The organism is Pseudomonas sp. MD330_10, from assembly GCF_042610415.1.
Classification (GTDB): domain Bacteria; phylum Pseudomonadota; class Gammaproteobacteria; order Pseudomonadales; family Pseudomonadaceae; genus Aquipseudomonas; species Aquipseudomonas rhodesiae.
Genome location: NZ_JBHGZU010000020.1, coordinates 37,366 through 62,580, shown reverse-complemented (window position 1 = coordinate 62,580; position 25,215 = coordinate 37,366). Strand labels below are relative to the sequence as shown.

21 protein-coding genes are annotated in these 25,215 nt (G+C 59.7%); 18 read left to right on the top strand and 3 right to left on the bottom strand.

From position 1 onward, the window contains the following. Positions 1-52 precede the first annotated feature (52 nt). The gene (locus tag ACFZPT_RS23215) at positions 53-1,879 is read right to left on the bottom strand and encodes a glycoside hydrolase family 15 protein (RefSeq protein ID WP_034112843.1); all 1,827 of its coding nucleotides are present in this window, start codon (positions 1,877-1,879) and stop codon (positions 53-55) included. After that, positions 1,872-2,672: a glucose 1-dehydrogenase gene (locus tag ACFZPT_RS23210; protein ID WP_034096822.1), complete on the bottom strand. Its 801-nt coding sequence runs from the start codon at positions 2,670-2,672 to the stop codon at positions 1,872-1,874. The genes ACFZPT_RS23215 and ACFZPT_RS23210 overlap by 8 nt, the downstream gene beginning before the upstream one ends. Before the next feature lie 625 nt (positions 2,673-3,297). On the opposite strand from ACFZPT_RS23210, the gene ACFZPT_RS23205 reads away from it, so the two are divergent. From ACFZPT_RS23205 to ACFZPT_RS23145, 13 genes are all read left to right on the top strand, one after another. Then, on the top strand, positions 3,298-4,446 hold the full coding sequence (locus ACFZPT_RS23205; RefSeq protein WP_312830688.1) for a transaldolase family protein: 1,149 nt from the start codon (positions 3,298-3,300) through the stop codon (positions 4,444-4,446). Beyond that, positions 4,443-5,171 carry a sulfotransferase family protein gene (locus ACFZPT_RS23200; protein ID WP_034112847.1) on the top strand — a complete coding sequence of 243 codons (729 nt, stop codon included), beginning with the start codon at positions 4,443-4,445 and terminating at the stop codon, positions 5,169-5,171. Before ACFZPT_RS23205 ends, ACFZPT_RS23200 begins: the two co-directional genes overlap by 4 nt. 10 nt (positions 5,172-5,181) lie before the next feature. Further along, positions 5,182-5,907, top strand: coding sequence for an SDR family NAD(P)-dependent oxidoreductase (locus ACFZPT_RS23195; protein WP_034096825.1), 726 nt, complete (start codon positions 5,182-5,184; stop codon positions 5,905-5,907). Further along, a complete protein-coding gene (locus tag ACFZPT_RS23190; protein ID WP_099313185.1) occupies positions 5,904-7,049 on the top strand; it encodes a hypothetical protein in 1,146 nt (381 codons plus the stop codon). Before ACFZPT_RS23195 ends, ACFZPT_RS23190 begins: the two co-directional genes overlap by 4 nt. Next, positions 7,049-7,819: a bifunctional 2-polyprenyl-6-hydroxyphenol methylase/3-demethylubiquinol 3-O-methyltransferase UbiG gene (locus ACFZPT_RS23185; RefSeq protein ID WP_099313186.1), complete on the top strand. Its 771-nt coding sequence runs from the start codon at positions 7,049-7,051 to the stop codon at positions 7,817-7,819. Before ACFZPT_RS23190 ends, ACFZPT_RS23185 begins: the two co-directional genes overlap by 1 nt. Positions 7,820-7,827: 8 nt before the next feature. Beyond that, complete coding sequence (locus ACFZPT_RS23180; protein ID WP_099313187.1) at positions 7,828-9,030, top strand: nitrate/nitrite transporter; 1,203 nt, start codon at positions 7,828-7,830, stop codon at positions 9,028-9,030. A 72-nt stretch (positions 9,031-9,102) separates the two neighbouring features. Continuing rightward, positions 9,103-9,744, top strand: coding sequence for a CGNR zinc finger domain-containing protein (locus tag ACFZPT_RS23175; protein ID WP_099313188.1), 642 nt, complete (start codon positions 9,103-9,105; stop codon positions 9,742-9,744). 89 nt (positions 9,745-9,833) lie between these two features. Beyond that, a complete protein-coding gene (locus ACFZPT_RS23170) occupies positions 9,834-10,334 on the top strand; it encodes a sigma-70 family RNA polymerase sigma factor (protein WP_034096830.1) in 501 nt (166 codons plus the stop codon). 26 nt (positions 10,335-10,360) lie between these two features. Then, positions 10,361-11,311: a FecR family protein gene (locus ACFZPT_RS23165; RefSeq protein WP_099313189.1), complete on the top strand. Its 951-nt coding sequence runs from the start codon at positions 10,361-10,363 to the stop codon at positions 11,309-11,311. A 97-nt stretch (positions 11,312-11,408) separates the two neighbouring features. Next, the gene (locus tag ACFZPT_RS23160; RefSeq protein ID WP_047882782.1) at positions 11,409-13,805 is read left to right on the top strand and encodes a TonB-dependent receptor; all 2,397 of its coding nucleotides are present in this window, start codon (positions 11,409-11,411) and stop codon (positions 13,803-13,805) included. 201 nt (positions 13,806-14,006) lie between these two features. After that, positions 14,007-15,005, top strand: a complete 999-nt coding sequence (locus ACFZPT_RS23155) for a type III secretion effector protein (protein WP_034096833.1) — start codon at positions 14,007-14,009, stop codon at positions 15,003-15,005. Between the two features lie 252 nt (positions 15,006-15,257). After that, positions 15,258-15,458 (top strand): type III secretion effector protein, encoded by a 201-nt coding sequence (locus tag ACFZPT_RS23150; RefSeq protein ID WP_232925227.1) that lies wholly within the window; start codon positions 15,258-15,260, stop codon positions 15,456-15,458. Positions 15,459-15,648: 190 nt separating this feature from the next. Then, a complete protein-coding gene (locus ACFZPT_RS23145; RefSeq protein ID WP_256593275.1) occupies positions 15,649-16,554 on the top strand; it encodes a hypothetical protein in 906 nt (301 codons plus the stop codon). Between the two features lie 51 nt (positions 16,555-16,605). Here ACFZPT_RS23145 and ACFZPT_RS23140 read toward each other — a convergent pair whose 3' ends face one another. Beyond that, positions 16,606-17,757, bottom strand: a complete 1,152-nt coding sequence (locus ACFZPT_RS23140) for an MFS transporter (RefSeq protein ID WP_034112856.1) — start codon at positions 17,755-17,757, stop codon at positions 16,606-16,608. Between the two features lie 318 nt (positions 17,758-18,075). On the opposite strand from ACFZPT_RS23140, the gene ACFZPT_RS23135 reads away from it, so the two are divergent. The 5 genes from ACFZPT_RS23135 to ACFZPT_RS23115 all read left to right on the top strand — a co-directional run bounded on the left by ACFZPT_RS23135 (position 18,076) and on the right by ACFZPT_RS23115 (position 25,208). Beyond that, positions 18,076-19,062, top strand: coding sequence for a diaminopimelate epimerase (locus tag ACFZPT_RS23135; RefSeq protein ID WP_099313191.1), 987 nt, complete (start codon positions 18,076-18,078; stop codon positions 19,060-19,062). A gap of 315 nt (positions 19,063-19,377) precedes the next feature. Further along, the gene (locus tag ACFZPT_RS23130; protein WP_099313192.1) at positions 19,378-21,426 is read left to right on the top strand and encodes a type VI secretion system tip protein VgrG; all 2,049 of its coding nucleotides are present in this window, start codon (positions 19,378-19,380) and stop codon (positions 21,424-21,426) included. Further along, the gene (locus tag ACFZPT_RS23125; RefSeq protein WP_034096837.1) at positions 21,426-22,262 is read left to right on the top strand and encodes a DUF4123 domain-containing protein; all 837 of its coding nucleotides are present in this window, start codon (positions 21,426-21,428) and stop codon (positions 22,260-22,262) included. The genes ACFZPT_RS23130 and ACFZPT_RS23125 overlap by 1 nt, the downstream gene beginning before the upstream one ends. Beyond that, positions 22,255-23,034, top strand: a complete 780-nt coding sequence (locus tag ACFZPT_RS23120; protein WP_099313193.1) for a hypothetical protein — start codon at positions 22,255-22,257, stop codon at positions 23,032-23,034. The genes ACFZPT_RS23125 and ACFZPT_RS23120 overlap by 8 nt, the downstream gene beginning before the upstream one ends. A gap of 14 nt (positions 23,035-23,048) precedes the next feature. After that, positions 23,049-25,208, top strand: coding sequence for a lipase family protein (locus tag ACFZPT_RS23115; protein WP_099313194.1), 2,160 nt, complete (start codon positions 23,049-23,051; stop codon positions 25,206-25,208). The last annotated feature ends 7 nt before the right edge of the window (positions 25,209-25,215 follow it).

Sequence of the window (25,215 nt, the reverse complement as noted above, 5' to 3'; positions counted from 1 at the left end):
TAGTTCAAAGGCCAGCGGCGGGCAGCGTGGCGCTGCTCGCCCTGTGCAGGTTTTACGGTTGCCACACAGTCTTGGCGCCACTGAGCTTACGGTCCAGAAACGTGGCCGCGCTGATCAAGGCCAAGTGGCTCAACGCCTGGGGCGTGTTGCCCAGGTGGCGCGCCTGGTTGTCGAACTCTTCGGCGTACAGGCCTAGTGGGTTGGCGTAGCGCAACAGTTGCTCGAACTCCAGGTGGGCTTTTTCCACCTGGCCGGCGCGTGCCAGGCATTCGACGTACCAGAACGAGCACGCGGCGAACGCACCTTCGGTGCCTTGCAGGCCGTCGATCTGGCTGTCGTCGTTGCGATAGCGGTAGACCATGCCGTCGCGCACCAGGCTTTTCTGAATCGCCTCCAGGGTGCTCAGCCAGCGCGGGTCCGTGGCCGCGACGAAGCGCACCAGCGGCATCAACAGCATCGAACCGTCCAGCGCGGTGCTGCCGATGTACTGCACAAAATGCCCGCGTTCTTCGTTCCAGAAGTTGCTCCAGATATCGGCGTAGATCGCTTGGCGAGTCTGGTCCCAGCGCGCGAACGGTGCCGGCAGCGAGCGCTTGGAGGCCAGACGGATCGCACGATCCAACGCCACCCAGCACATCAGGCGCGAGTGCAGAAAGTGGTGTTGCTCACCGCGCATTTCCCAGATGCCGACATCCTTGTGGTTCCAGATTTCGCAGACCTGATCGGCAACCTCCACCGTATGTTTCCAACCTTCGTGGGAGATGGCTTCGCCGTACTTGTTGACCAGGTAAACCGCGTCCATCAGTTCGCCGTAGATATCCAACTGAATCTGATCGAACGCTTCGTTGCCGATGCGCACCGGCGTGGCGCCGCCGTGGCCGCCGAGGTGGTCCAGCTCGGTCTCCGGCAGTTCCTGGCGACCGTCGATGCCATAGAGGATGTTGATTTTGGTCGGCTGGCCGCAGCAATCGCTGACCCGCCCCCTGAGCCAGCGCATGTAAGCGTTGGCTTCCTCGACAAAGCCCAGGCGCATAAAGGCGTAGACGGTGAACGAGGCGTCGCGGATCCAGGTGTAGCGATAGTCCCAGTTGCGCTCACCGCCCGGGGTTTCCGGCAAACCGAAAGTGGCGGCGGCGATGATCGCACCGTGCCGGCGCGAGGTCAGCAGTTTGAGCGCCAGGGCCGAGCGGTTGACCATCTCGCGCCAGCGCCCGCGGTAGGTGGATTGGGCGATCCAGCCGCGCCAGAACTTGAGGGTGTGGGCCAGGGCCAGGTCGGTGCAGCCGCCGTCTACCCGTGGGTCGTCCTGGCCACCGAATACGAACTCGGCCGTTTCTTCCTGATTCAGGGTGAAGGTGGCCACGGCTGCGTTGTCGTCTAGCTGCAACGTCTGGCTGCCGGACAACCGCAGGCCAGGTTGGCCCTGGGCGGTGAAGCATACGGTGCCGTTGTCGAGGCCAGCGTGGGTTGGTGTTCGCGCATAGTCGTGACGCACCGCGCAACGCAGGTGCAGAGTGGCACTGCCGCTGACCACCCGCACGCGGCGGATCAGCAGCGGCAGGTCGTCGATCTCTTCGCTGATGGTCAGCAGGTCGGTGATTTCCACCACGGCACTGTCGCTGAGCCAGCGGGTTTGCAGAACGTTGGTGTCGGGCAGGTAGATCTGTTCGCGCCGCGCGTTGGGCAGGTCTGGGGTGAGTTGGAAGGTGCCGGCCTCGGGCGAGTCCAACAGTGCGCAAAAGATCGACGGGCTGTCGAATTCCGGCCAGCAGAAAAAGTCGATGCTGCCTTTGTCGTTGATCAGGGCGGCGCTGCGCATATCGCCGATGATGCCATGGGCATCGATGGCGCTTTGGGGTTCGTTTTTAAGATCAACCATTGTCGCGAAACTCCGGATACAGGCTCATGCCGCCATCGATAAACAGGGTGCTGCCAACCACATAGTCAGAGGCGTCGCTGGCCAGCCACACCACGGCGTTGGCCACGTCCTGCACGTCACCCACGCGCCCGTAGGGAATCAGTTTGAGCAGCTCTTTCAATGCCGCGCCTTCGGTGGCGGCGCGGTTGATGGCGGTGCGAATCGCCCCCGGTGCGATGCCGTTGATACGAATGCGCTGCTCGCTGACTTCCTGGGCGAGGGTGCGCATCAGCATCTCCACGCCGCCTTTGGATGCCGCGTAGTTCGCATGCCCGGCCCAGGGGATCACTTGGTGCACCGAGCTCATATGGATAATTTTGCCGGCCGCTCGCGACACGCCTTCGCGTACGCCTTGGCGCTTGAAGATGCGCACCGCCGCACGGGCGCAGAGGAATTGCCCGGTGAGGTTCACGCCGATGACCGCGTTCCAGTCGTCGAGGCTCATGTCGACGAAGGCAGCGTCCTTCTGCATGCCGGAATTGGCCACCAGGATGTCCAGGTGCCCGAAGGCGTCGAGGGTCTGGGCGAACAGCCGTTCCACATCGTCTTCCTTGGACACATCCGCGCCGATGGCAATCGCCCGGCCACCTTCGGCATTGATCTGCGCCGCCAATGCTTCGGCGGGGGCGGCCTGGGCGTTGTAATTGAGCACCACCGCGGCGCCGGCTTGCGCCAGGGCTTTGGCCGCACCGGCGCCGATTCCGGAACTGGCGCCGGTTACCAGCGCCACTTGTTGCTCCAACGAGATATGCATGCACACCCAGCCTTTGATTCGTGAGTTCAGTTAGCTGACTGATGGCACACAAGGGAAGTTCAGATGCCTGGAAACCGCCTACGGATTAAAGCTTATCTGGTATAAAAATTAAAAAATAAATAACTAGATGGTATTAGCAAGCCAGCTAAAAGCGTTTGACAGGATTTTGCGCCCCGTGTTTTATAGGGGCACCTCAATCCGCTCCGCTGGTAGTTCAGAAGTCATCGCGGAGTCACCTATAAGAGAAGCCCATGTTTTCATTGGCCGTTATAGGGGAACTACCAGATAAGGGGCCGGCGCCTGTTCATATTGGCTTGCCTATGTCAGTGATCTTCAATGGCGATGATGTCGTCGTGCACATTGGAGTTGTCACCCTGTCTGCAGTACGCTCCCTGATTATTAGTTACGTACTCACGCTGAAGTTGTTTTCTTGTTTTGCAGCCTTGAACACCCAGCGGCTATACGCGGGGGCATGCTTAGTTCATCGCTGTTGATAAGTACCCGCTGTCGTCTCTTTCATTAAATAACCCTTATCCGAGGAGGATGTGTCGTGGGCACTCCGGGTTACTTAGAACAACTAAAAAGTCATAACCCTCGTTCAGAATTGTGGTGGGATTCATCCCCCGTGTTGTATGCCCCCCATAAATACGGCTTGCTGGATAAGCACCCAACGGTAGCCGCATATATCGAGCGGTTGATGCCGGACGATTGGTGCCGGCCGCGAAGTTTCAGCAGCGTGACCACTAACCCGCGTCTGGTGACTGCGGTGATTCTGGACAGACGGGAATACGGGGCTTCACGCGTTGATCAGAGCAATCTGTCGGCAGAGACGTTGCGCAAAAAGTTGTACGACGAAGTAATTGTCGACGGTGCGTCGACGCTCAAAACCCTGTGGGAGCAATCGTCACACGCTGAGGGCTGGATGTGCGCTCAAGTGGAGCCGAGCGACATGCGCTGCGCCCAGCGCATGACCGCCCGCGGCATGGAGCTGCATCATCTGGCACCGAACGTGATGGTCAAGGTGCCGGGCAGCCAGGAGGGTTTGGCGAGCGTCGAGCAACTGGTAGCGCGAGGGGTGTCGATCAATATCACCTTTTGTTTCACCGTCTCGCAGTTCCAGGCGGGTTTGCAGGCCATTGAGCGTGGCCGACTCAGTGCGCGCAGCCATGGCATCGATACGCGCCATTGCAAGTACGTGATTACCTACATGATCGGGCGCTTTGGCTGTCAGCCCGAGTTCGCCCAGCAAGCCGCCGCGCGCAGTATGGCGCTGGCGCCGCAGGAATTGCGCTGGGCCGAACTGCTGATTTACGAGCAGATCCAGGCCCTGGTGGCCGCGTCGCGCGTGCCGGTCCACACCTTGCTGTCGAGCCTCAAAATCGACGTCGATGCGCGTGGCAACCAGCATTGCTGGCACCTGGAACGCACCGGCCTGAGCGCCACCTACTACACACTCACGCCGGAGATGGTGGCATTTCTGGTGGAGCGCGAAAGCCGTGGCCAACCCGTGCTGCCCGCCCACGCGCCGCTGCAGGTACCGCCTGCGACGTTCGCCAAGTTGATGCGGATTCCGTACTTCTACCAAGCCTATTTGCTCGACAGCATCGCGCCGCAGGACTTCGCCCGCCATGCAGCCTTTATCACCGCCTGCAACGAAGCCAATGCCGCGCACCGGCGCCTGACCGATCACTGTGTTCGCCTATGCGCCGCGGCCCAGCACTCCAGACGCTCGATCAACGAAATTCTGGCGACCGAATATGGGAGTGTGGCATGAACCAAATGGTTGCCTTATGGGCTCACCCGCGCTCGCGTTCCACGGTGCTGGAACGCGTATTTATCGAGCGCGGGGACTTCGAAGTCTTCCATGAGCCTTTTGCTCATGGGGCATTTTCCGCCGATTCCAGCATTCCTTCGGACGACTGGGACCACGCTTTTCCCACGACTTATACGGCGATCAAGCAACGGCTGATCGAAGCGGCAAGCCATTCCCCGGTGTTTCATAAAGATATGTGTTACCACTGCCTGGAGGAGTTGAAGGTCGACGTCGACTTTCTCGCCTGCCAAGACAATGTATTTATTATTCGCGAGCCGGTCAGCAGTATTGTTTCCCACCACCGTATATACCCGGATATGCCGTTACAGGCGATTGGGTATAAAGCACAGTACGAGATCTTTTGTGTGCTAAAAAAACTCACCGGTAAAGTACCGTATGTGATTAATGCCGATGATCTGGCCGCCGATCCGCAACACGTTATTCGTAAACTCTGTGATTATTTGAATATTGAGTTTCTGCCTCGCGCTTTGTCTTGGAAGCGCGAATGCCCGCCCCAATGGAAGATGTGGAGAAGTTGGCATGTGACCGCCGAAAATAGTGAGCGGATTATCGCCCCAGATAAACAAGTCCTGGATATAGCGCTATTCCAACAGTGCGCAAAGTTAAAAAACTTATATGACTATCACCGGCCGTTTTACGAGCATATGAACGCGTTTTGTCAATAAGGAGCCTGACATGCAAAAGTTAATAGTGACCGGCGCCGCCAATGGGATTGGTCGAGCGACGGTGGAGAAAGCCATTGAAGCCGGCTATTTCGTGATCGGCACCGACAAGGATGCCGCAGGCTTGAAGGCACTGACCCATCGCTATGGCGACGATGTACTGGACACCCAGGTCGCGGATTTCACCGACGACGCTGTGATCAAGCGCTTTATTCCCAAAATATATGCACGCCATCAGTCTATTTACGCCTTGGTCAACAATGCGGGGATCTATCACGGCAAAAGCATCTACGCCTATTCCGACGACGAAGTGGATGACATCCTCAGCGTCAACCTCAAAGCCTTGGTTTACCTGTCCAAGGACTTCGCCGAGCGGGAAATGCGCCATGAAGCTTCGCGCTGCATCGTCAATATCGCTTCGGTGGCCGGCGAGGTGGGCAGTTGCGATGCGCTGTATGGCGCCACCAAAGCGGCAGTGATCGGCCTTACCAAGGCTAACGCCTGGAATTTTGCACCCTTTGTGCGGGTGAACGCCGTGTCGCCAGCTCTGATCCACGACACCGCCATCTACGACCGCATTCCGACCTACCGGCGCGATGAATACGCGCGTCAGGAGATTCTCAAGCAACCCATCCTGCCCGGCGGCGTAGCGGAAATCATTCTGTTGGTGATCAGCGATGCCATGCGGCATATCACCGGCCGGGTCATCCCCGTCGACAATGGAGCCTACCCACGGTGAGCCCATCCACGCGAAAAAAAAAGCTGTTGCTGGTAGGCGCCGGCAACCTCTGCCTGCAGATCCTCAAACTGCTCGCGCCGAAGAATGCCTTCGAATTTGTGGTGCTGGGGCGCAATGAGGACGCCAACGTGCGTCTGTGCAACCTGGTGGCGCTGTCGTGTGCGCAGTTGGAGCAGTTCGTCGCGATCAGGCCGGTGATCGCGGATTTGACCGACATCGACCGCGTCGCCCAGGTGCTGCGGGACGAGGCACCGGACATACTCGTCAACTGCGCGTCGTTGCAGTCGTGGCGCGTCATCACGGCGTTGCCCAAGCGCTCGTTCGAACAACTCGACCAAGCGCAGTTCGGTCCCTGGTTGCCCATGCACCTGACGCTGATGCACAACCTGATGCGCGCGGTAAAAGCCTCAGGCATCGTCACCCGCACCGTAAATGCGGCTTTTCCCGATGCGGTCAACCCGATTCTCGCCAGGGTCGGCCTGGCGCCGGATATCGGCGTGGGCAACGTGGCCAACCTGATTCCGGCGGTGCGTTTTTCCATCGCGCGGTTGCTGGAGTGTTGCCCCGCCGATGTGCGGGTTCGCTTGTATGCCCAGCACTATTTCAGCCATTACGTCCCGCGCGCAGGGTTGCCGCCACGGGCTAATTACCGTCTGTTGTATGAGGTCCGCGACCAGCCGAATGTGGCGCGGTTGCCTGCCGAAGCGATTTTCTCGGCGGTCCGCTCCGAGTTCCGGCGTCGCGGTGGCGTGGACGGGCAGTTCCTCACCGCGTGTTCAGCGGCCACGGTAATCGAGGGGCTGTTTTCCAGTACGCCGGTGCTGGTGCATGCCCCTGGCCCGCTGGGGTTGCCGGGCGGTTACCCGGTGTGGTTGCACGAGGGTCGTATCGAGGTGCAGTTCTCCAACGCCTGCCCTCAGGACGACGCGGTGCGCATCAACACGATCTGTCAGAGCCAGGACGGCATCGACGAGATCCATTGCGACGGTTCGGTCACCTTCAACCCGCAGTGCATGGCCGTGATGCAGGCGATGCTGGGTTACTCGAAGAAAAACATGTCCATCGAACAATCCGCCGAGTTCGCCCGCGAGTTGGCGAGCAAGTACGCGGCGTTCAAAGTACTCAACCTGGCAGGTGCGTGATGAACCAGATGCCCAAGCAGCCGAATGGCCCCATCGCCCGTTATTCCACGCAGTACTCGGTGGACTTTGTCGAGCGCTGGGACGAGTTGATCGATTGGGAAAAACGCAAGGCGGGGGAGAGCGGGTTCTTTGAAAACCTGTTGCGCAACCACGGCGTGCAGACGGTCATCGACGTCTCGACCGGCAGCGGCTTCCACGCGGTACAGCTTAAGCAGGCCGGGTTCGACGTAGTCGCCACCGACGGCAGCCCCACCATGCTGACCAAGGCGCGCGCGAACTTCCGCCGGTACGGCTTGGCGATACCCTCCCATCATCGCGACTGGCGTGCCCTCGACCCGCAGGAACTGGGGCAGTTCGACGCCGTGGTGTGCCTGGGCAGTTCGTTGTGCCATGTGTTCGAAGCCAGCGAACGCCTGGACGTCCTGCAAACCTTCCGGGCGTTGCTCAAGCCGGGCGGCCTGCTGGTGGTGGATCAACGCAATTTCTTCGCCATTCGCGCCGGTCATTTCAAATCCAGCGGCCACTACTATTACTGCGGCACCCACGTGTCAGTGAGCCTGGGCGAGGTCAACGCGCACCTGTGCGAGTTCATCTACCGCTTTGACAACGCCGAGCAATACCGGCTGCAGGTCTACCCGCTGCTGCCCGGCGAGTTGACCCAGGAGGTGCTGGCCTGTGGGTTTTCGGAGCATGCCAGCTACGGCGATTTCCAGGCCGATTACGACATGATGCAGTGTGACTTTGTCATCCACACCGCGCTCGCCGCGTGAGGGGCGCTATGAATACGCTTGTGCAAGGCAACGCCCGGGCCCTCGATAGCGGGGTGCTGGCGATAGTGCTCACGGGATTCGTGGCCAGCACTTATGGGTTCGGCGTTTACCTGTTCGCCAACCTGGTGGTGGACATGCGTCGCGACCTCGGCTTCGACTACACCACAGTGGGCTTGATCACCGGTGGCGCGCAGATCGGCTTTCTGCTGTTTTCATCGGTCACCAGCGTAATCAGCCGCTATGTCGCAGGCTGGAAGATCAGCCTGGCGTCCACCGTGATGACGTCCTTGGCGCTGCTGGGGCTGAGTGTCAGCGACACGATCTGGCTCTCCGGCGCGCTATTGATTCTGCTCGGCGGCTGTTCGGCGTCGATGTACATCCCGCTGGCGGAGATCGTCACCAAAGGCTTCAGCGCCGGCCTGCGTTCACGAGTCATGGGCTTGATTTCCAGCGGCACCAGCTACGGCGTATTTATCAACGGGTTATTGGTGTCGTTTCTGACGATGCACGGCGGCTGGCGCGGGATTTGGCTGACTGCCGGGCTGATCTCGCTGACGCTTTGCGTGGTGGCCTGGTACCTGTTGCGCAACCTGGCGACGAGCGAGGAGGGCGACGCATCCGGGGAGCCCGGGCAGACGTCTGACCGCCACGCGCCCTGGCTGAGCCGTTCGTTGTACCTGACGTGGGGCATCGCTTTTCTTAATGGCATGGCGTTGCTGCCGTTCCAGACCTACCTGGCGCCCTACCTGCGCGACGAATTGGGGGTGTCGGTGCAAGACACAGGGTTTATCTGGACCACCCTCGGCGCCGTGGGCATGGCTTCGGGCTTTCTGCTGGGGTGGCTGGCCGACAAAGCGGGTGTGCGCACCTCCCTGGCGCTGTGTTTCGTCAGTGCCGGGGTGGCTGCAACGCTGGTGTTTACGTTCAACAACCTGCCGTCGTTCTACCTGGCGGCGTTTTTATTTGCGCTGGCGTTTTATCCGATCTTCGGGCTGGTGCCCAGTTACATCGGGCAAATCGTGCCGGTCAGCCGGCTGACCCAGGCGTTCGGCATCGCCAATGTGCTGATCGGCTTGGGTGGGGTGTGCGGCAATTTCCTGGGAGGCTGGTCGAGGGACCTCAGCGGCTCGTTTTCCCACGTCTACTGGGTGGTGGCGCTGCTGCTGTTCGGGCAATACGCAATGGTGTTGCTGTTGGGTAAGCGGGAGTAGCGGTGCCTGCGAACTGGAAAAACGCGGTACTCTGCGTGCTTGCAGCGAGGCCGTATTTTCCCAGGAGCAGGCATGTCGCATTTTACTGGCTCTGCGAACTCGATCCGCCTGATTGGTGGCGCCCTGGTATTGGACTTTATCAATACCACCAACGGACGACGCCCTGGCACGACGCTCAAGGTGATGGAGGAACGGCTCACCAGCTTTCCATTCTTCTTTGAATGGGCGCTGCACGCGTCGTTGGTCTCGACCCATGAGTTTGAACATTACAAGCCCATGGTGTTTGAGTGGCCTATTGCCTATCAGCCGAACCTGGAGGCGGTGATTGCCTTCAGAGAATGCCTATACGCGGTGTTTTACCCGCTGGCGCTGCACCAGCCCATTCCCGATGCGGCGTTGGCGCAGATCAATCTGACTTTCCAGCAAGGTGTGGCCTGGCGCGAGCTACGCACGGTCGACGGTCAACCTGCCTGGGTCTGGAAGCCCTGTACGTCGGCCCAGGAACTGACCACGATGCTGCTCGGGCGCCTGGCGATCGACGCCACGCAATGGTTGGTACCCGGGGCGCTGCAGGGTTTGAAGTGCTGCGGCGCCCATGACTGCGATTGGATATTTCTGGATATTTCCAAGAACAAGCAGCGCAGATGGTGCCAGATGAGCGTGTGCGGCAGCCGGGAAAAATCCAGTCGACTCAAGCACGGCAGGCCGCCTTAGTCGTCGCGCGGTCAATCACGACGGGTAGCAATTGCTCCACTTAATAGGAAGCATTACTATTCACGCCCCGCCTACCCAGTGCCTTCGCGATGATCCCTCAGCCGCCCCGCAGAACAGGCTTTTTCGAGCACTATGAAGAGCTGATCGGGACCTGGACGCGTCGCTTGAGAAACCGTCAGCAGGCCGAAGATCTGGCCCACGACACCTTCGTACGGGTGCTGGAGTCCAGTTCCGCCGATGTGCAGCAACCGCGCGCCTATCTGCATCAAACTGCGCGCAACATTGCGGTGGACGCCTATCGTCGCGACGACCGCCGCGACGCCGCATCAGTCGATGCCTTCGTTCAATGCTCACCCCACGCCGGCGATCCGGAGCATGTCATGCACGCGATCCAGTTGGCGGACTCCATCGAGCGGGCACTGGCCGAATTGCCGCTCAACTGTCGGCGGATCTTCATTTGGCAGAAAATCGAGGGGCTCACCCAGCAGGAAATCGCCGAACGCCTGGGGTTGTCTAAAAACATGGTGGAAAAGTATATGATCCGCACGCTGCGGCATCTGCGCGACCGCCTGGACGCGCCGACACCATGACTCGTATCGAAACAGGATCTTCCGCGATGGACAACCGTGCCCGTGATGAGGCCGCGCAGTGGTTCGCGCGCGTGCAGGACGGCGAACTGAGCCCCGAGCAAGCCCGGCGGTTCGAGGCGTGGTGCGCAGAACATCCAACCCATCAATACGAATTCGACGTGCTGCAAGGCCTGTGGCGGGCCGCCGACCTGCTGCCCGAGGCGCGCTGGCAGGCGTTGTGCGAAGCGCCGGCCGAACGGCCTCGCAAGCCTGCGCTGTGGCGTTATGCAGTGGCGGCCAGTGTCGTCGCGGTCGCCGTGGGCCTGGGCTTGTTCAGCGGGCTCGATCATTCCAAGGTCTACCGCGCCGAATTCAGCACCCGTCTTGGGGAGCATCGCCAAGTGGCCTTGCCGGACGGTTCGCTGATCGACCTCAACAGCCGTAGCGTGGTTGCGGTGACATACGAAAACGCCCGGCGCGGCGTTGAACTCAAACAGGGCGAGGCGATGTTCAGCGTCGAACACGACAGCAGCCGCCCCTTTGTGGTGGCCGCCGGGGCGGGGCGGGTCACGGTCACCGGCACCCGCTTCGATGTGCGCCGCGATGACGACCAGACTCGCGTTGCGGTCGAGGCGGGTACGGTGCAGGTCCAGGGGCGTCTGGCGCAGCAGCGGGTCACCCTGACCGCCGGCCGTGGCACCCATGTGGACCGTCAGGGCGAGGTGGCGACGGCCTACGCGGTGAACGCCGAGGAACTGACGGCCTGGCGTACCGGCAAATTGGTGTTCAACAACGCCACACTGAGCGACGTGGCCCGGGAAGTGTCGCGCTACCGCGAGCAACCGTTGCGGGTCAGCGCGCCCGCCGTGGCCAACCTGCGCCTGACCAGCGTATTCAAGGCCAACGACACCGACGCCTTGCTCAAGGCCTTGCCGCGCATCCTGCCGGTGGCCCTGCGTACGTTGCCGGACGGTAGCCAGGAAATTATTTCGCGCTGACATTCAGGTTTTTTCCCCGTTCGTCGTCTTCTCCTGCAACTGCAACTGGTTTGCATTAACGGCCGCATACTTTTGCGATCACAGGACAAGGTTCGACGTGAAAAAAATCGCCCTCCACAACAATAAAATCCGCCGCTGGGTGCCCTTGGCCCTGGCGCTCGCTGTCAGCGCCTCGGCCAATGCCGACGACGCAATTCACATCCAGGCCCAACCCTTGGGCGCGGCGCTGAGCCAACTCGGCCAGCAGACGTCCCTGCAAGTATTCTTCAGCCCCGAGCTGGTTGCCGGTAAACGCGCGCCTGCGGTGGACGGCAACCTCAGCGCCGAGCAAGCCTTGCGCCAATTGCTGCAAGGCAGCGGTCTGGACTACCAGATCGACGCCGGTTCGGTGACCCTGCGCCCGCAAACCAGCGGCAGCGGTGAAGCCGGCTCGCCGATTGAGTTGGGCGCCACCGATATCCGGGTCGTCGGCGACTGGCTCGGCGACGCCAATGCCGAAGTGGTGCAGAACCATCCTGGCGCTCGCACGGTTGTCCGCCGCGAAGCCATGGTGGAGCAGGGCGCGATGAATGTCGGCGATGTGCTGCGACGGGTGCCCGGCGTGCAGGTGCAGGAGGCCAACGGCACCGGTGGCAGCGATATTTCCCTCAACGTCGGCGTGCGTGGGCTGACGTCCCGTTTGTCGCCACGCTCCACCGTCCTGATCGACGGTGTGCCAGCCGCGTTCGCGCCTTATGGCCAGCCGCAGTTGTCGATGGCGCCGATTTCCGCCGGCAACCTGGACAGCATCGATGTGGTGCGTGGCGCCGGTTCCGTGCGCTACGGTCCGCAGAACGTCGGTGGCGTGATCAACTTTGTAACCCGGGCGATCCCCGACACGTTCTCCGGCGAAGTCGGCACCACCCTGCAAACCTCCGCCCATGGCGGCTGGAAGCATATCGAGAACGCCTTTATCGGCGGCACGGCCGACAACGGTATCGGCGCTGCCCTGTTGTATTCCGGGGTCAACGGCAACGGTTATCGCAACAGCAACAATGGCAATGATATCGATGACGTGATCCTCAAAACCCATTGGGCGCCGACCGATCAAGACGACTTCTCGTTGAACTTCCACTATTACGATGCCAGCGCCGACATGCCCGGCGGCCTGACCCAACAGCAGTTCGACGCCAACCCGTACCAGTCGGTGCGCGATTGGGACAACTTCAGTGGCCGCCGCAAGGATATGTCCTTCAAGTACATCCGTCAGATCGACGACCGCACTCAGGCCGAAGTGCTGACCTATTACGCCGACAGTTTCCGAGGCAGCAACATCGCCAACCGCGACCTGAAAACCATCAGTTCCTACCCGCGTACCTACTACACCTTCGGTATCGAGCCGCGTGTGTCCCATGTGTTCGACCTAGGGCCCAGCACCCAGGAAGTCAGCGTGGGTTATCGCTACCTCAAAGAAGGCATGCACGAGCAAGCCACCAGCCTCAACCTGGTCAACAACGTGCCGACACCTGGCGGGCAGAGCGACGGTCATGTTTACCAGGACCGCACTGGTGGCACCGAGGCCAATGCGTTCTATATCGATAACAAAGTCGATATCGGCAAGTGGACGATTACCCCGGGCATTCGCTTCGAAAATATTCGCACCGAATGGCATGACCGCCCGGTGATCGCCCTGAACGGCACGCGCACCCCGGAAAAACGCCGCGAAGTGCATAACAATGAACCCCTACCGGCCCTAAGCGTGATGTACCACGTCTCTGATGCCTGGAAACTGTTCGCCAACTACGAAACGTCGTTCGGCAGCCTGCAGTACTTCCAACTGGGGCAGGGTGGCACCGGCAATCAGACGGCCAACGGCCTGAACCCGGAAAAAGCCAAGACCTATGAAATCGGCACGCGCTACAACGACAGCGTGTGGGGTGGCGAAGTGACGCTGTTCTACATCGACTTCGCCGATGAGCTGCAATACGTCAGCAACGATGTGGGCTGGACCAATCTCGGCGCCACCAAGCACGCCGGTGTCGAAGCGTCAGCGCATTACGACCTGGCCAATCTGGACCCGCGCCTGGAAGGCCTGACCGCCAATGCCGGGTTCACCTACACGAAGGCCACCTCCGAGGGCGATGTGCCCTTCAAGGGGCGCGATCTGCCGTTGTACTCCCGCGAAGTGGCGACCCTGGGGCTGCGCTACGACATCAATCGCTGGACCCATAACCTGGACGTCTATGCCCAGTCTGGCCAACGTGCCCCCGGCACCACCAGCACTTACGTGACTCAAGGCACGGCTGATGGCCAGTTCGGCGATATTCCGGGCTACGTTTCGGTCAACCTGCGCAGCGGCTATGACTTCGGCCCATCCTTGTCGAACCTGAAGTTGGGCGCGGGGGTGAAAAACGTGTTTGACCAGCAGCACTACACGCGCTCCAGCGACAACAACGCCGGACTGTACCTGGGCGAACCGCGTACGTTCTTTGTACAGGCCAGCGTCGGGTTCTGATCCTCGAACGCTTGGGAAATATCGCAGCTCAACAAGGGGCTGCGATTTTTTTTGCCCGTTTCCTACAGGTGCAGCGTGCATCTGGTTGTCCGATCAGGAACCGAATCCGACATCCCCGCCACAGATGGGCTAGCTGCCGCGCTTCGACGCGCCGTCGCAGTGGCAGGCTGAATATCACGCCCCCTTGTGTTGGAGAACATTATGTCGGTATCGACGCTTGATAAATCCTTGTCTGCTTCGCCTTCCCATGACCGTTTACAGGACAGTCCCAAAACCGACGTCAAGGCTCGTCGCCCGGCGCCTGAGGCCCTGTCCTTTTCGGACCGCAACATGGCCAACGTCAGTTTCTCTTCGCGAGAAAACAAGGCCGGTCCCGTTTTTGGTGATCCGCAGACGCCGACGGAGCGCCATTATCCTGCGTCTCCCGCTATGCACCACAGCGTGACGGCCATGCGTCCAGGCTTTATGGACCCGTTCCGACACTGGATGCACACTTGCTTCGGTTGGCCTCGGCCGCCACACCGTCCGTGCTCGGGTAATCCTCCGCCACGGCCGCAGCCTGGTTGCGGTAACCCGCCGCCACGCCCAGACCCCACCATCGGTAAACCCTACCCCACGTGGCCGGGCCGGCCTGATTCGGAGTACTCGCTCAAGAGCAATGAACAATTGGCAACGCAGCTGCGCCGTAATTTCAAAGCTTTCATGGACCCTAAAAATCCCGGTTTCGTCAGCATCGACAGCATTCAGACGATGGCCAAAAAAGGTTGGTCCCCGTTTTCCAGCGTCAACGATAACATTCGCCTGGCCAAGGAAATGCTGCGCCGTCCAGAACTGCTGAGCGCCCTCGACCGGCACAGCTCCACCGGCGCACTGGACGGTCTAATCGATCGGCAAAACGTGGACCTGGTCATCGGTGGCAAAAATTACTTCAAATATAAATCCGATAAAGAGTTGGTCGGGGAGCTCCTCAAGCACTTCAACGAATTGAAAGACGGGCCATGGTCTAGGGACATCAATATCCAGGATTTGAGAAACCTGGCGCGAGAGCCTTTGACTGGCGATTCTTCTAGAGACCATCTGGTGCAGTTGGCGCAGGAACTGCTCAAGCGTAACGATCTGGTCACAAGGCTGGATGACCTAGCGAGCCGAGAGTCTGACGAGCGAATCAATCTGCTCGCGCTTTTTATGCTGCGCTCTTGACTGAGCGGCACCGCAACCCGGTTGCGGTGCCTGCCACCGTTTTGTAAGGAACTGATTACGTTGATATGCCACATAGGAAGTACCTGCCGGCGTTGATCAAACCGGCTGATTTTCGGGCTCCGAGCCAGGGCAAACACAATGACTTCGACCTCGTTTCAATCACCTCATCACGGTTTTCACGAACCGTTTCGCAGCCTCCACGATGGCGATCCTGTTCGGTCAGCAGGTGCCTTGGCATCGCCGGACTTGCAGATGTCACCTGCCCTGTATGCCGCCCAAGCACGTCGCATGAAAGCCTTTGCCGGCCAGCGAAAGTTTCAGGCGCCGGTTGCCGATGATTTCTCCCGGGGCATGCTCGCGGCCGGGCAGGCTTCGAATGATGGCATCAAGTCACTCAAGCTCCCAGGGCTGTTCGAGGGCCTGGCCGCTTGGTGGCGCCGCAGGCTCGATTGAATCCGCCGGATGGCGATGTACTTCTGGCCCAGTGGTTACAAACGCTCAAATTTTACCGAGCGCGACTCGCCTGTCCTGCTGGAACCAGGGTTTTCCGAGCACCACTCACTCTTGGCCTGTTGAGTCAGGTGCGCAGCGATCGACCCGATAAGGTTTGGTCCGCGGAATCTAACTATGCTGGAGAAAAAAAATGGCTGACTGGCTGAATAATTTGAGGCAAGTAGCGCCTGGGCCGAATCTGAGCACAGGCAGTGGTCATGCGCATTGCGCAGTCGCTGAGCGCGCGCAGGGCACGTCACTTCCCCCTCAAGAGAGTCAGTTGCTTGATAGTCGATTTCGGAGCAATGGACAGGAGCATTTTGACGCTCGAGACTCATATTCAGGCGGTTCGCAGGTAGGCAACCCGTATGCCCGCTCGGACGACCAAGTGTTGGCGACCCAACTGAACAACGTTTTTCCCATGCTCGGCGATTTCAAGAAGAATGGTCGCCTGACTCTGGGCTCCTTGGAGGCGATTGCGAAAGAGGATCCCAAGGAAAGCAAGGCGCTTGAGCGCACGATCATGCTTGCGCGGGAGATACTCAGCCGCCCGCGGCTGGCCGACGCGATTGTTGCCAAGGGGGGCGAGATAACCTCGGCCAGTCTCGAAAAGGTCGCCAGTTATGCCACCGGCAACACCCATCCCAACACCCAGAGTGCCGACCCGTTTCATTCGAAGACCGACGCTCAGGTGGTTCAGGCGTTCAGAGGGATGTTCGATGACTTGCGGGACCCATCGCAAGACTCCAATTTCTTTTTTGAAAAGCACCGCTACGTCAAGAAAGACAAGCTTATCGAGATGAGCAAGGACCCCGACGAAATCGACAAACAGGGGCAGGTAGTACGCGACGCGGCCACCGGCTTTCCCAAGAAAAAATACAGCGAGCTGCAGGTCTACATGGCCAAAAACCTGGTGGAGCGGCCAGGTTTGCTGGCATCGCTGGACAGCACCAAGGCCAATGGCACCAACCTGTTCGGTAGCCACAACAATGGCTCGTTGAAGAACTACAGCATTGACCGTTGGTTGAAAAACGACAAGGAAGAAAAGGGACGATAAGGCCCCTGGCTACCTATGAGCTTCTCGATCCAACGCGCAAGCTCATGTCGTTCACACCCGTAGTATTTTTCCGCTGATTGCCACTGCCACCAGCAATATTCCAATCACCAGAAAGGCCGTGGCCAGGCTGCTGCCATGGGCGATGAAGCCGATGGCAGCAGGCCCGGTCAGAATGCCGGCATACCCCAACGTGGTTATGGCCGGCACGGCAATGTGTTCGGGCATGACCTTCTGTTGCCCAACGGCGGTGTAGAGCACCGGCACAATATTCGAGCATCCCGCCCCCACCAATGCGTAGCCGAGCAATGCGACCTCCCAGGCGGAAGACAAGGTGGCGAGGAAGATACCGCTGGCGGCCAGCACGCCACCCACAATAATCACCTTCTTCGCGCCCAAGCGCCGCACGATGGCATCGCCGGTCAGGCGCCCAGCCGTCATGGTCAGGGCGAAGGCTGCATAGCCCAGGCCGGCGTAGGCCTCGTCCAGGCCGCGTTCGGCGCTCAGGAACACCGCGCTCCAATCCAACACCGCACCTTCGGCCAGAAACACGATAAAGCACAGACAGCCGATAAACAGCACTACGCCATGGGGCACCGCAAACGCCGGTCCTGAACTTTCGCTGCCATAAGGCAATAAATGCGGCCCAGCCTTGAGCAGCGCCGCGAGCGTGATCACGATCACCACCAGCGTCGCCTGCAGCGGTGTCAGCCCCATTCCCAGCAAACCGGCAACGCCTGCCGCGCCGACAATCCCGCCCAGGCTGAACAAACCGTGAAACCCGGACATCATGGTTTTGCCGCTGGCCCGTTCGACGATCACCGCCTGCAGGTTCACTGTAGAATCCACGGTGCCCAGCCCGGCGCCAAACAGAAACAACCCGACGATCAATAACGGGATCGAGCTGACCGTGGCTAGCAGCGGCAAGGCCAGGCAGATCATGATCGTGCCGGCCGTGAGTACACGTCGACAGCCAAACCGCGATGCCAGCGCACCCGCCGCCGGCATCGCGATGATCGAACCCACCCCCAGGCACAACAGCAGCAGGCCCAGGGTGCCCTCACTCAGTTCCGCGCGGGCCTTGGCGTACGGCACCAGCGGCGCCCAGGCGGCAATGCCGAAACCGGCGATAAAAAAGGCGATGCGGGTCGACATTTGCTCCAGTCGCCCGGGAACCACGGGCGCTGAGGTGGGGATGGCTGTCATGAAAAGTCCTTGGTTTTGCGTTCAACGAACGATGTCCGGCGCGACATCCTTGCATATCAGGCCCTCGCGAGCGAGCTGGGTTCCCCGATCAGCATTGAGCGTGAATTTTCTTTTTACAAACCTGGAACGCAATCGGTGATGAACGCCACACAGGTGTTGTCGCTTCTGTAGGAGGCGTTCTGGAAGGTGTGTAATCCCCGCACAAGGTGATGAACCCCGGGCTTTGCGCGGTGGATTACCACCCTCCAGGCCGCTTCGCACAAATGCGCCGTTCTGTAATACGCTGCTGTTCCCCTAAGTCGGAAACCGGACAACAGCATGACTCAGTTCTACGATGCCCGAGGCAATGTGTATGGCGTGGTCGGCCCGGCAGCGCTCCGGCATCAGGGCGTTCAGCTACCCGACGACCCCGTCCAGGCCGCGCGTACGCGCAAAACCTGGGCCGCCTTGGCCATCGCGTCCGAATGCGGTTGGGGTTCACTGCCGCGTCCAACGGATGCCAAAGTCCATCGGTGCGATGGCTTGCTGGTCGGCCCGTTTCAGAACGAGCCGCCATTTGACCTGTTGATCGTTAACACCGACGGTTCCCTGGCTGAGCGCAGTGGCAATGGTTTGACGATTTTTGCCCAGGCACTCACGGATCAGGGCTTGATGACCGACACATGTGAGTTGCGCGTGCACCATGACCAGCCCGACGGGTACTCGCCTGTGGCCACGCACATCGCCCCCGCCGTGCATGACCACACCGCAGGGTTCTGGTTGACCCTGGGCGTGCCCGAGTTCGGGCCATCGGCGGTTGGCGCGCAAGGGGTAGAGCCGGTGCTGCTCGGTGACGCTGAACTGAGCCAGGTGGACGCGCTCGCGGCCATCAATCCGAATTGGACCCACAGTCAGTTCGTGCGCGTGGGCAACCCCCATTGCGTGACCTTGGTCGATCGCATTGCCGACCTGCCGGACAACGGGCCAATGCAGCAACCTTCCTTGTTCGCTCCCCTACAGGCCATTGCCTTCGCCCCGCCGATGGGCGGCGGTCAGCCGTGCATGGCTGGAGTTAACTTGCAGTGGGCCGCCAGGCTCCCCGGCAATCGTATGGCGGCGCGAGTGTTTGAACGGGGTGAAGGCCCCACGGCGTCCTCTGGAACTAGCGCCAGTGCGGTGGCCTGTGCGGCATGGCGAGCGGGCTGGGTAGAGGCCGGCGACGTCGCAGTGGTCATGCCGGGTGGTACTGCGCCAGTACGCTTGCAAACCCACGACCATCGGCTGCTGAGCGTCAGTCTGTTCGGGGCTGCACAGCGCCAGGTCTGAGGGTTTCATTGAGCTGACGTCTATAAGTGGACGTCAGTTTCTTCTTAATTAATTAACTTGTTTTCGCAAGTTGGTGTAGGCCCTTTCGTGCACTTCGGAAGTAGTACTTTGTCGCGATTTATTATTTTGTAAAAGACACTTCCATTACCTCCGTACGAAACTTCTTTTTTGTTTTCCAACAGTCGATTTTTGCCTGAAATCGCTAAGCTTCAGGGCTCTGGCTCAAACTCTTTCGCCAGGTTCTCGACGTTCAGTGGCGGGGTTTCAGTCCACTGATCAATTCAGTTGGGTCATAACCAAAGCGGGTAACAACGGATGGTTAACGCGTTTGTTTCTTCAAGTTTTAAATTGATTCTCCCAGGCGTAAATACCGACTTTCAGGTGCTGGCGTTCAACGGTCAGGAGGTACTGGATCAACCGTTTTTCATTCAAGTGCAAGTGACCAGCGAAAACCCGTCGCTGGAGCTTGAGGCATTGCTGCACCAGCCCGCCTACCTGGATTTCGGCGACGCTGATCAAGGCCTGCACGGTCAGGTATACGCCGTCGGTCGCGATGACCCTGGCCGCCGATTGACCCGCTATCACCTCACCTTGGCGCCGCGTCTGGCCTGTCTGGCCCATCGCTGCGATCAACGGATTTTCCAGCAACGCAGCGTGCCCCAGATCATCGCCGCGGTGCTTGAGCATCACGGCATCCTGGCCGATGCCTACCGGTTCGAATTGGGCCCGGTGATCTATCCGCCGCGTACGTTCTGTGTGCAGTACGCGGAGACCGACCTGCATTTCATCCAGCGGCTGTGCGAGGAGGAGGGGATTCATTACCACTTCCGCCACAGCGAGCATGCCCATGTGCTGGTATTCGGTGATGACCAGACGGTATTTCGACGTCTACCCACGCAACATTATTCGGCCAGCGGCGGGCCCGAGGCGCCGACGCGGGTTATCCAGCGGTTCGATGTGCGCCTGTCCACCCGCAGTCGGCAAACAGTGCGGCGCGACTATGACTTTGAACATCCTTCTCTGCGCTTGCAGGACAGCGCAAGTATCGAGCCCGCGCACCGGCTTGAGGACTACCGTTATCCAGGAGGATTTACCGGCCATGTCCGCGGTGCGCAACTGGCGCGTCGCGGTCTGGAGCGCCATCACAGCGACCGGCATCGTGTCTTGGGCAGGAGTGATCAGCCGGTCCTGCGCAGTGGGCACTTTCTAGAGTTGCAGGATCATCCGGACCCGTCCTGCAACGATCTGTGGCTGATCACCTCGGTCCGTCATGAAGGCTATCAACCTCAAGTGCTGGAAGAAGCCGTCGTTGAGTCCGAGGGGTTTCAGGGTTACCGCAATCGTTTCACCGCGATCCCCTGGCGTTCGACGTATCGACCTCCGCTCAAGCATCCCAAGCCCACCATCAACGGCAGCCAGACCGCTACCGTGACCGGGCCGGCGGGGGAGGACGTGCATTGCGACGACTATGGCCGGGTCAAAGTGCGTTTTCACTGGGACCGTCTGGATAAGCGCGATGACAAAAGCAGTGGTTGGGTGCGGGTGGCATCGGGTTGGGCTGGGGATGGATTCGGCGCCACGATGATCCCGCGGGTGGGCATGGAGGTGGTGGTGACCTTTCTGGAGGGCGACCCGGACCAGCCCTTGATCACCGGCTGTGTGCCCAATGCGCTGCACATGCCGACCTACCCCTTGCCGCAGCACAAAACCCGCAGCGTCCTGCGTAGCCGTAGTTCCCCGGGCGGCGGCGGCTTCAATGAAGTATTCGTGGAGGACCGGCGTGGCGATGAGCTCATTTATCTGCGTGCTCAACGGGATCTGGAGCAACGGGTTGGTCATGACAGCCGCCTGGAGGTGGCGGGCGAGCGGCACGAAACCATTCGCGGCTTGAGTTCGACTCGCCTGGAACACGAAGCGCATCAGCACATCGCCGGCGACCGAAAGGTTGTGTTGCAGGCCAATGACCACCTGCGTGTGCACGGCAGCCGCCAAGTCCATATTGACCAAAACCTGGTCATTGAAGCCGGTCAAGAAATTCATCTCAAGGCAGGGGCCAGCCTGATCATCGATGCGGGGGCTCAGTTGAGCTTCAAGGCGGGGGGTGAACATCTGGTGATTCAGGCCGGCGGCATTTTCAGCAGTCGACCCGTTGTGGTGGGTGGCATCCCTGCCATCACGCGATCGGCCGCGCCGTTGGCGCCGGGTGAGGATGTCGCAGCACCGCTCGCTCGGGTTGACGGTCCGAAGATGTCCCCTACCCAGGGGATGATCATGAGCCTGGCCAAGCAGTTGGGCGCGGATTTTTGCCCGGTGTGCAAAGGCTGTGGCGAGGGCGTGTGCGATATCAACGGGAGGGCGGCGTGATGGATAACCTGGCTCACCATTGGATGGTTCGCCAACAGCAGGCGGGGCTGCGATTGTGCCTGGTGCTGGATGGCACAAATGAGGCGTGCCAGTCGTTGTTGGCGGTGCGCAGCGTGTCGCAGTATTGCCGCTTCTACGCCCAGACCTCATTGGCGGATTTGGCCGCAGAAGGGCCTGTAGTCCTGCTGCTCGATCATGTCGGCGAGCCCGCGCTGCTCAGCCTTCTACGAACCCCGCAGATGAACTGGGGTTGGCTCGGCAGTGTGGCAAGCGCGGAGCTGTCGAACCTCGCACAGCACTGGCGAGACAGGCTACTGGTAGGGCCGCAGGGGGATCAGGCGCTGTACCGCTTTTATGACAACCGCACCCTTGCGCGGGCCCTCGACCATTTGGCGCCGGAGCAGTGGCCGCCATACCTCGGTCCACTGATCAGCGTGTGCTATTGGCATGAGCAGCGCTGGCATAGCGCCGACAACGCGGCGCCCGGCGAGTACCCAGTACCCGAGCCTGCGCCGTGGCTCAGTACGCCCAACCCGCAAGCCGACGCCATTCTGCACGCTAACATCCTGCGTTACCTGCTCGCCGAACACAGCGAGGACCTGGCGGCACTGTTCGAATTTCAAGACCCGAAAGTCTGGCTTGCCCAGGTGTTGGAACAGGCGCGTGCCTGGCAATGGAACCGGCCGGAACAGCTGGAATTCCTCGTGGTACGGCGCTTGGAAGAAGCCACTCGCGCCAGCAAGGTGCACTGGCCGCCCATGGCCGGAGAATTACCTGAAGACCACTTTCAACGGGTGGTGAAGCAATGGCGCTCAATGGAAAAAGCCGATGAGTAAACGAAGATGGTGCGCACTGTTGGCGCTGAGTATGAGCGGGCTAGTGGGCTGCACGATGAAACCGCTGGACAGCTTTACGCTGGAAGTGGATTTGCCGGCGGACTTTGAACTTAAAACCGCAGCCAACTACGGGCCCGCGACGGGCGAAATCTGCACTCTACCCAGGCGTCGGGGAAAACGGCCCGAGCGGAAGGTTTTTTTTACGGACTTCAAATCTGTAGCCAGTCGAGTGAGCTATGAGCTGCCGTTGGGTGAAAGGGTAGAGGGGTGTCCGTTGGTGTTGCGCAGTGTGGAGTTGGGTTTTACTGCGAAGTGGGGAGCGAGGAGTACGGATATCGGGATGGACAGTGGCGTCATTGGTGTACGAGATTGGTTAGAGGGAAACGCCCCTGGTATGCCTGACTCGGGTATTCAGGAACTGCGAGGGGAATGCCACTGGCTATTTCGGACGGCAGGTTCGCAGCACGCAATTATAAAAATTCTTAAATGCAACGAGTTGGATGCCAATCATCAACTGCTGCAGACGCGACCTGGAGGCATGGTTCAACGAGATCATCTAGCGGGAAGAACGCTGAGACTGGGAATGACGCTTACTGATAAAGAGCGACCAGCGATTGGCGACAACTGGGTCGCTGTACCTGGCGGTTGGAAGCGGTGCAGGGGGGTTAACTTCGAAGATCGTTATGCTTTCTGCAATGGTGATTCCACTCACTTCAAACCTATCAAGATGCCGGATGGCCGCACATGTGATGTGTATCCATCTTGCAATTAACCAAGGAGCTGGTCATGAGTCTGGATGCACGGAAGCAACCATTTTTTAATAACAGCAGACCTGCCTGCCCGTTGCGAGGTGACTGGGTGAGCTTTCGTTTGGTCGATGAGCTCGGAGTAGGAAGCGGCTATGGCGGATTGCCCTACACATTGCACGACAGCGCAGGGCAAAGATACGAAGGCAGGCTCGATGTCGACGGATTCGCCAAACTGGAAGATATTTATTGCGGCCCCGTGGTACTTATTTTCGACACTCTCTATACCGGCGTTGATCAGCTGTATCGGCGGTTAACAGCGCGAAGCAGTTATCCGTTGCCTATTACCGAACTTCAGTTTCGGGCGGAACATACTCGATTCGCCACGCCTGATGGTAGCTGTACTGAAAATAACCCTGCTCGACAGCCGGCGACTAAGTTTTATCAAGTTGAGGTACGCGATTTAGTCCGCCACGTTGCTCATTTACCCCCGATAGCCCCTCGTACTAATCAACCGCAACGCCATGCTCTGAAAATGCTGGCTGAGCTGGGATTCGGCGTACCTGAGCCGACATTGGCGGGAGTCGTGCTGTTTCCCAACAATCACACGGTGCTGGAAGTGCGACCGCTGCGCGCTTTACGCCCAGCTCTCTCAAGTGAAGACAGCTTTAGTGCATTGAATCTGTATCAGCTGTCGTTGATCGCAGCTTTGAGTTATTGCGATTTTGGTCAGGAGCCTCCTGTAAAACCCACGGATCAAGTCCATTTTCCACAGAGTCCAAGTGTGGGCAATCTATTTGCCGAACAGCTTTCCTGCTGCGTGGAAGCCTGGAAAATTGATCCAGAACAGGTACAGCGTTTTTACCCGCTTTATGAAGAGGTGCCTTATTCGCGACGGTTTGAAATCCTTCCTTTCGATCCGCAGTTGTATCCACAAAATCGTCCCGAACTCGGTAAAGAACAGGAGCACCCCGCGAGTTTGCACTTTTTTGATGACGAAAAATTCGGTACCGATACTCAAGCGTTCATTACTCATCACGACGAGGTGATCTTGATTTCCGTGCGAGGGACGTTCAGTAGCGCCGATGCAGTGCGGGACGCAAACGCCCACCAAGTGCCTTTCGCGGATGGTATCGGCAAGGCACATGAAGGTTTTTATCAGGCTTACCGGGCGATGCGCGATTTTGTGCTGAGCTATCTCAGTCAGTTTCATATAGGGCAGCGAGTGGTCATTTGCGGTCACAGTCTGGGCGGCGCCATTGCATTGCTGCTGGCAGAGGGTTTACGCCGTATTCCTGATCGCGACTACAACATCCTCCTCTACACCTACGGCGCTCCCCGCGCCGCCGATTCCGAATTCGTCGCCGGTGCATCCGCTCTAGTCCATCACCGTATCGTCAACCATAACGATCCGGTCCCCAGCGTTCCGGCGCCGTGGATGAACACTACCGCCAAACTGTGGGTTCCCGGTGCAGTCACCTTGTTCAGCGCGCCCACGCCGGGCGGGCTGTTGTTCGCGGCCGGTCTGGTGCGCGTCGGTGGCAATCCTTATCAACACCATGGCGAACAACAGCATTTCATGCCGATCACACTGCCCGACGGCACCCCGTCCTCGGTGCTGTGGAAGCCCGGTTGTGAGTCCATTCAGGAGGCCGGGGTCAACCGTGCATTGAAACTGCATGGCGACACGCCCCTGCGTGAGATTTTCTTGAGGCAACTGTTCCAGGCGAGTCAGCACTTCATGACCGCCAGCTATATCCCGGCCGCCTGGGCCACATTACGGCGTTGGCAGCAGGCCTTGGACAGTCAGGGTTCGCTGGTGACACAGCGCGAGTACGAACTGGTGGATCGGGCGCTGGAAACCATGCGTCAGCAGTTGCGCGACAAGCGGCGTGAGCTGGACCGCAGGCCTGTGCCGAATGGGCGCAGCCATGTCCCCGAACACTATCATCAGGCCCTGAACGCCGAGATCGACCGCTTGCACACTAGCCGTCGACGCCTGGAGAGCCTGCGCTGGCGTCGCCTGGAGGCGCGCGATGTGTACGGCAGCCATGCGCAGTCCGTGCACCTGCAAGGCTGCCTAAACCGTTGGTTCAGCCATCGTGAAAACCGCGAGTTGCCGCCAGTGGCCAGCATCCCTGCGGCGGCGCCCAGCGAGCGGGGCAGGGCACATCCACTGGATATCGACTCGATTGTCTGAAGCGCCG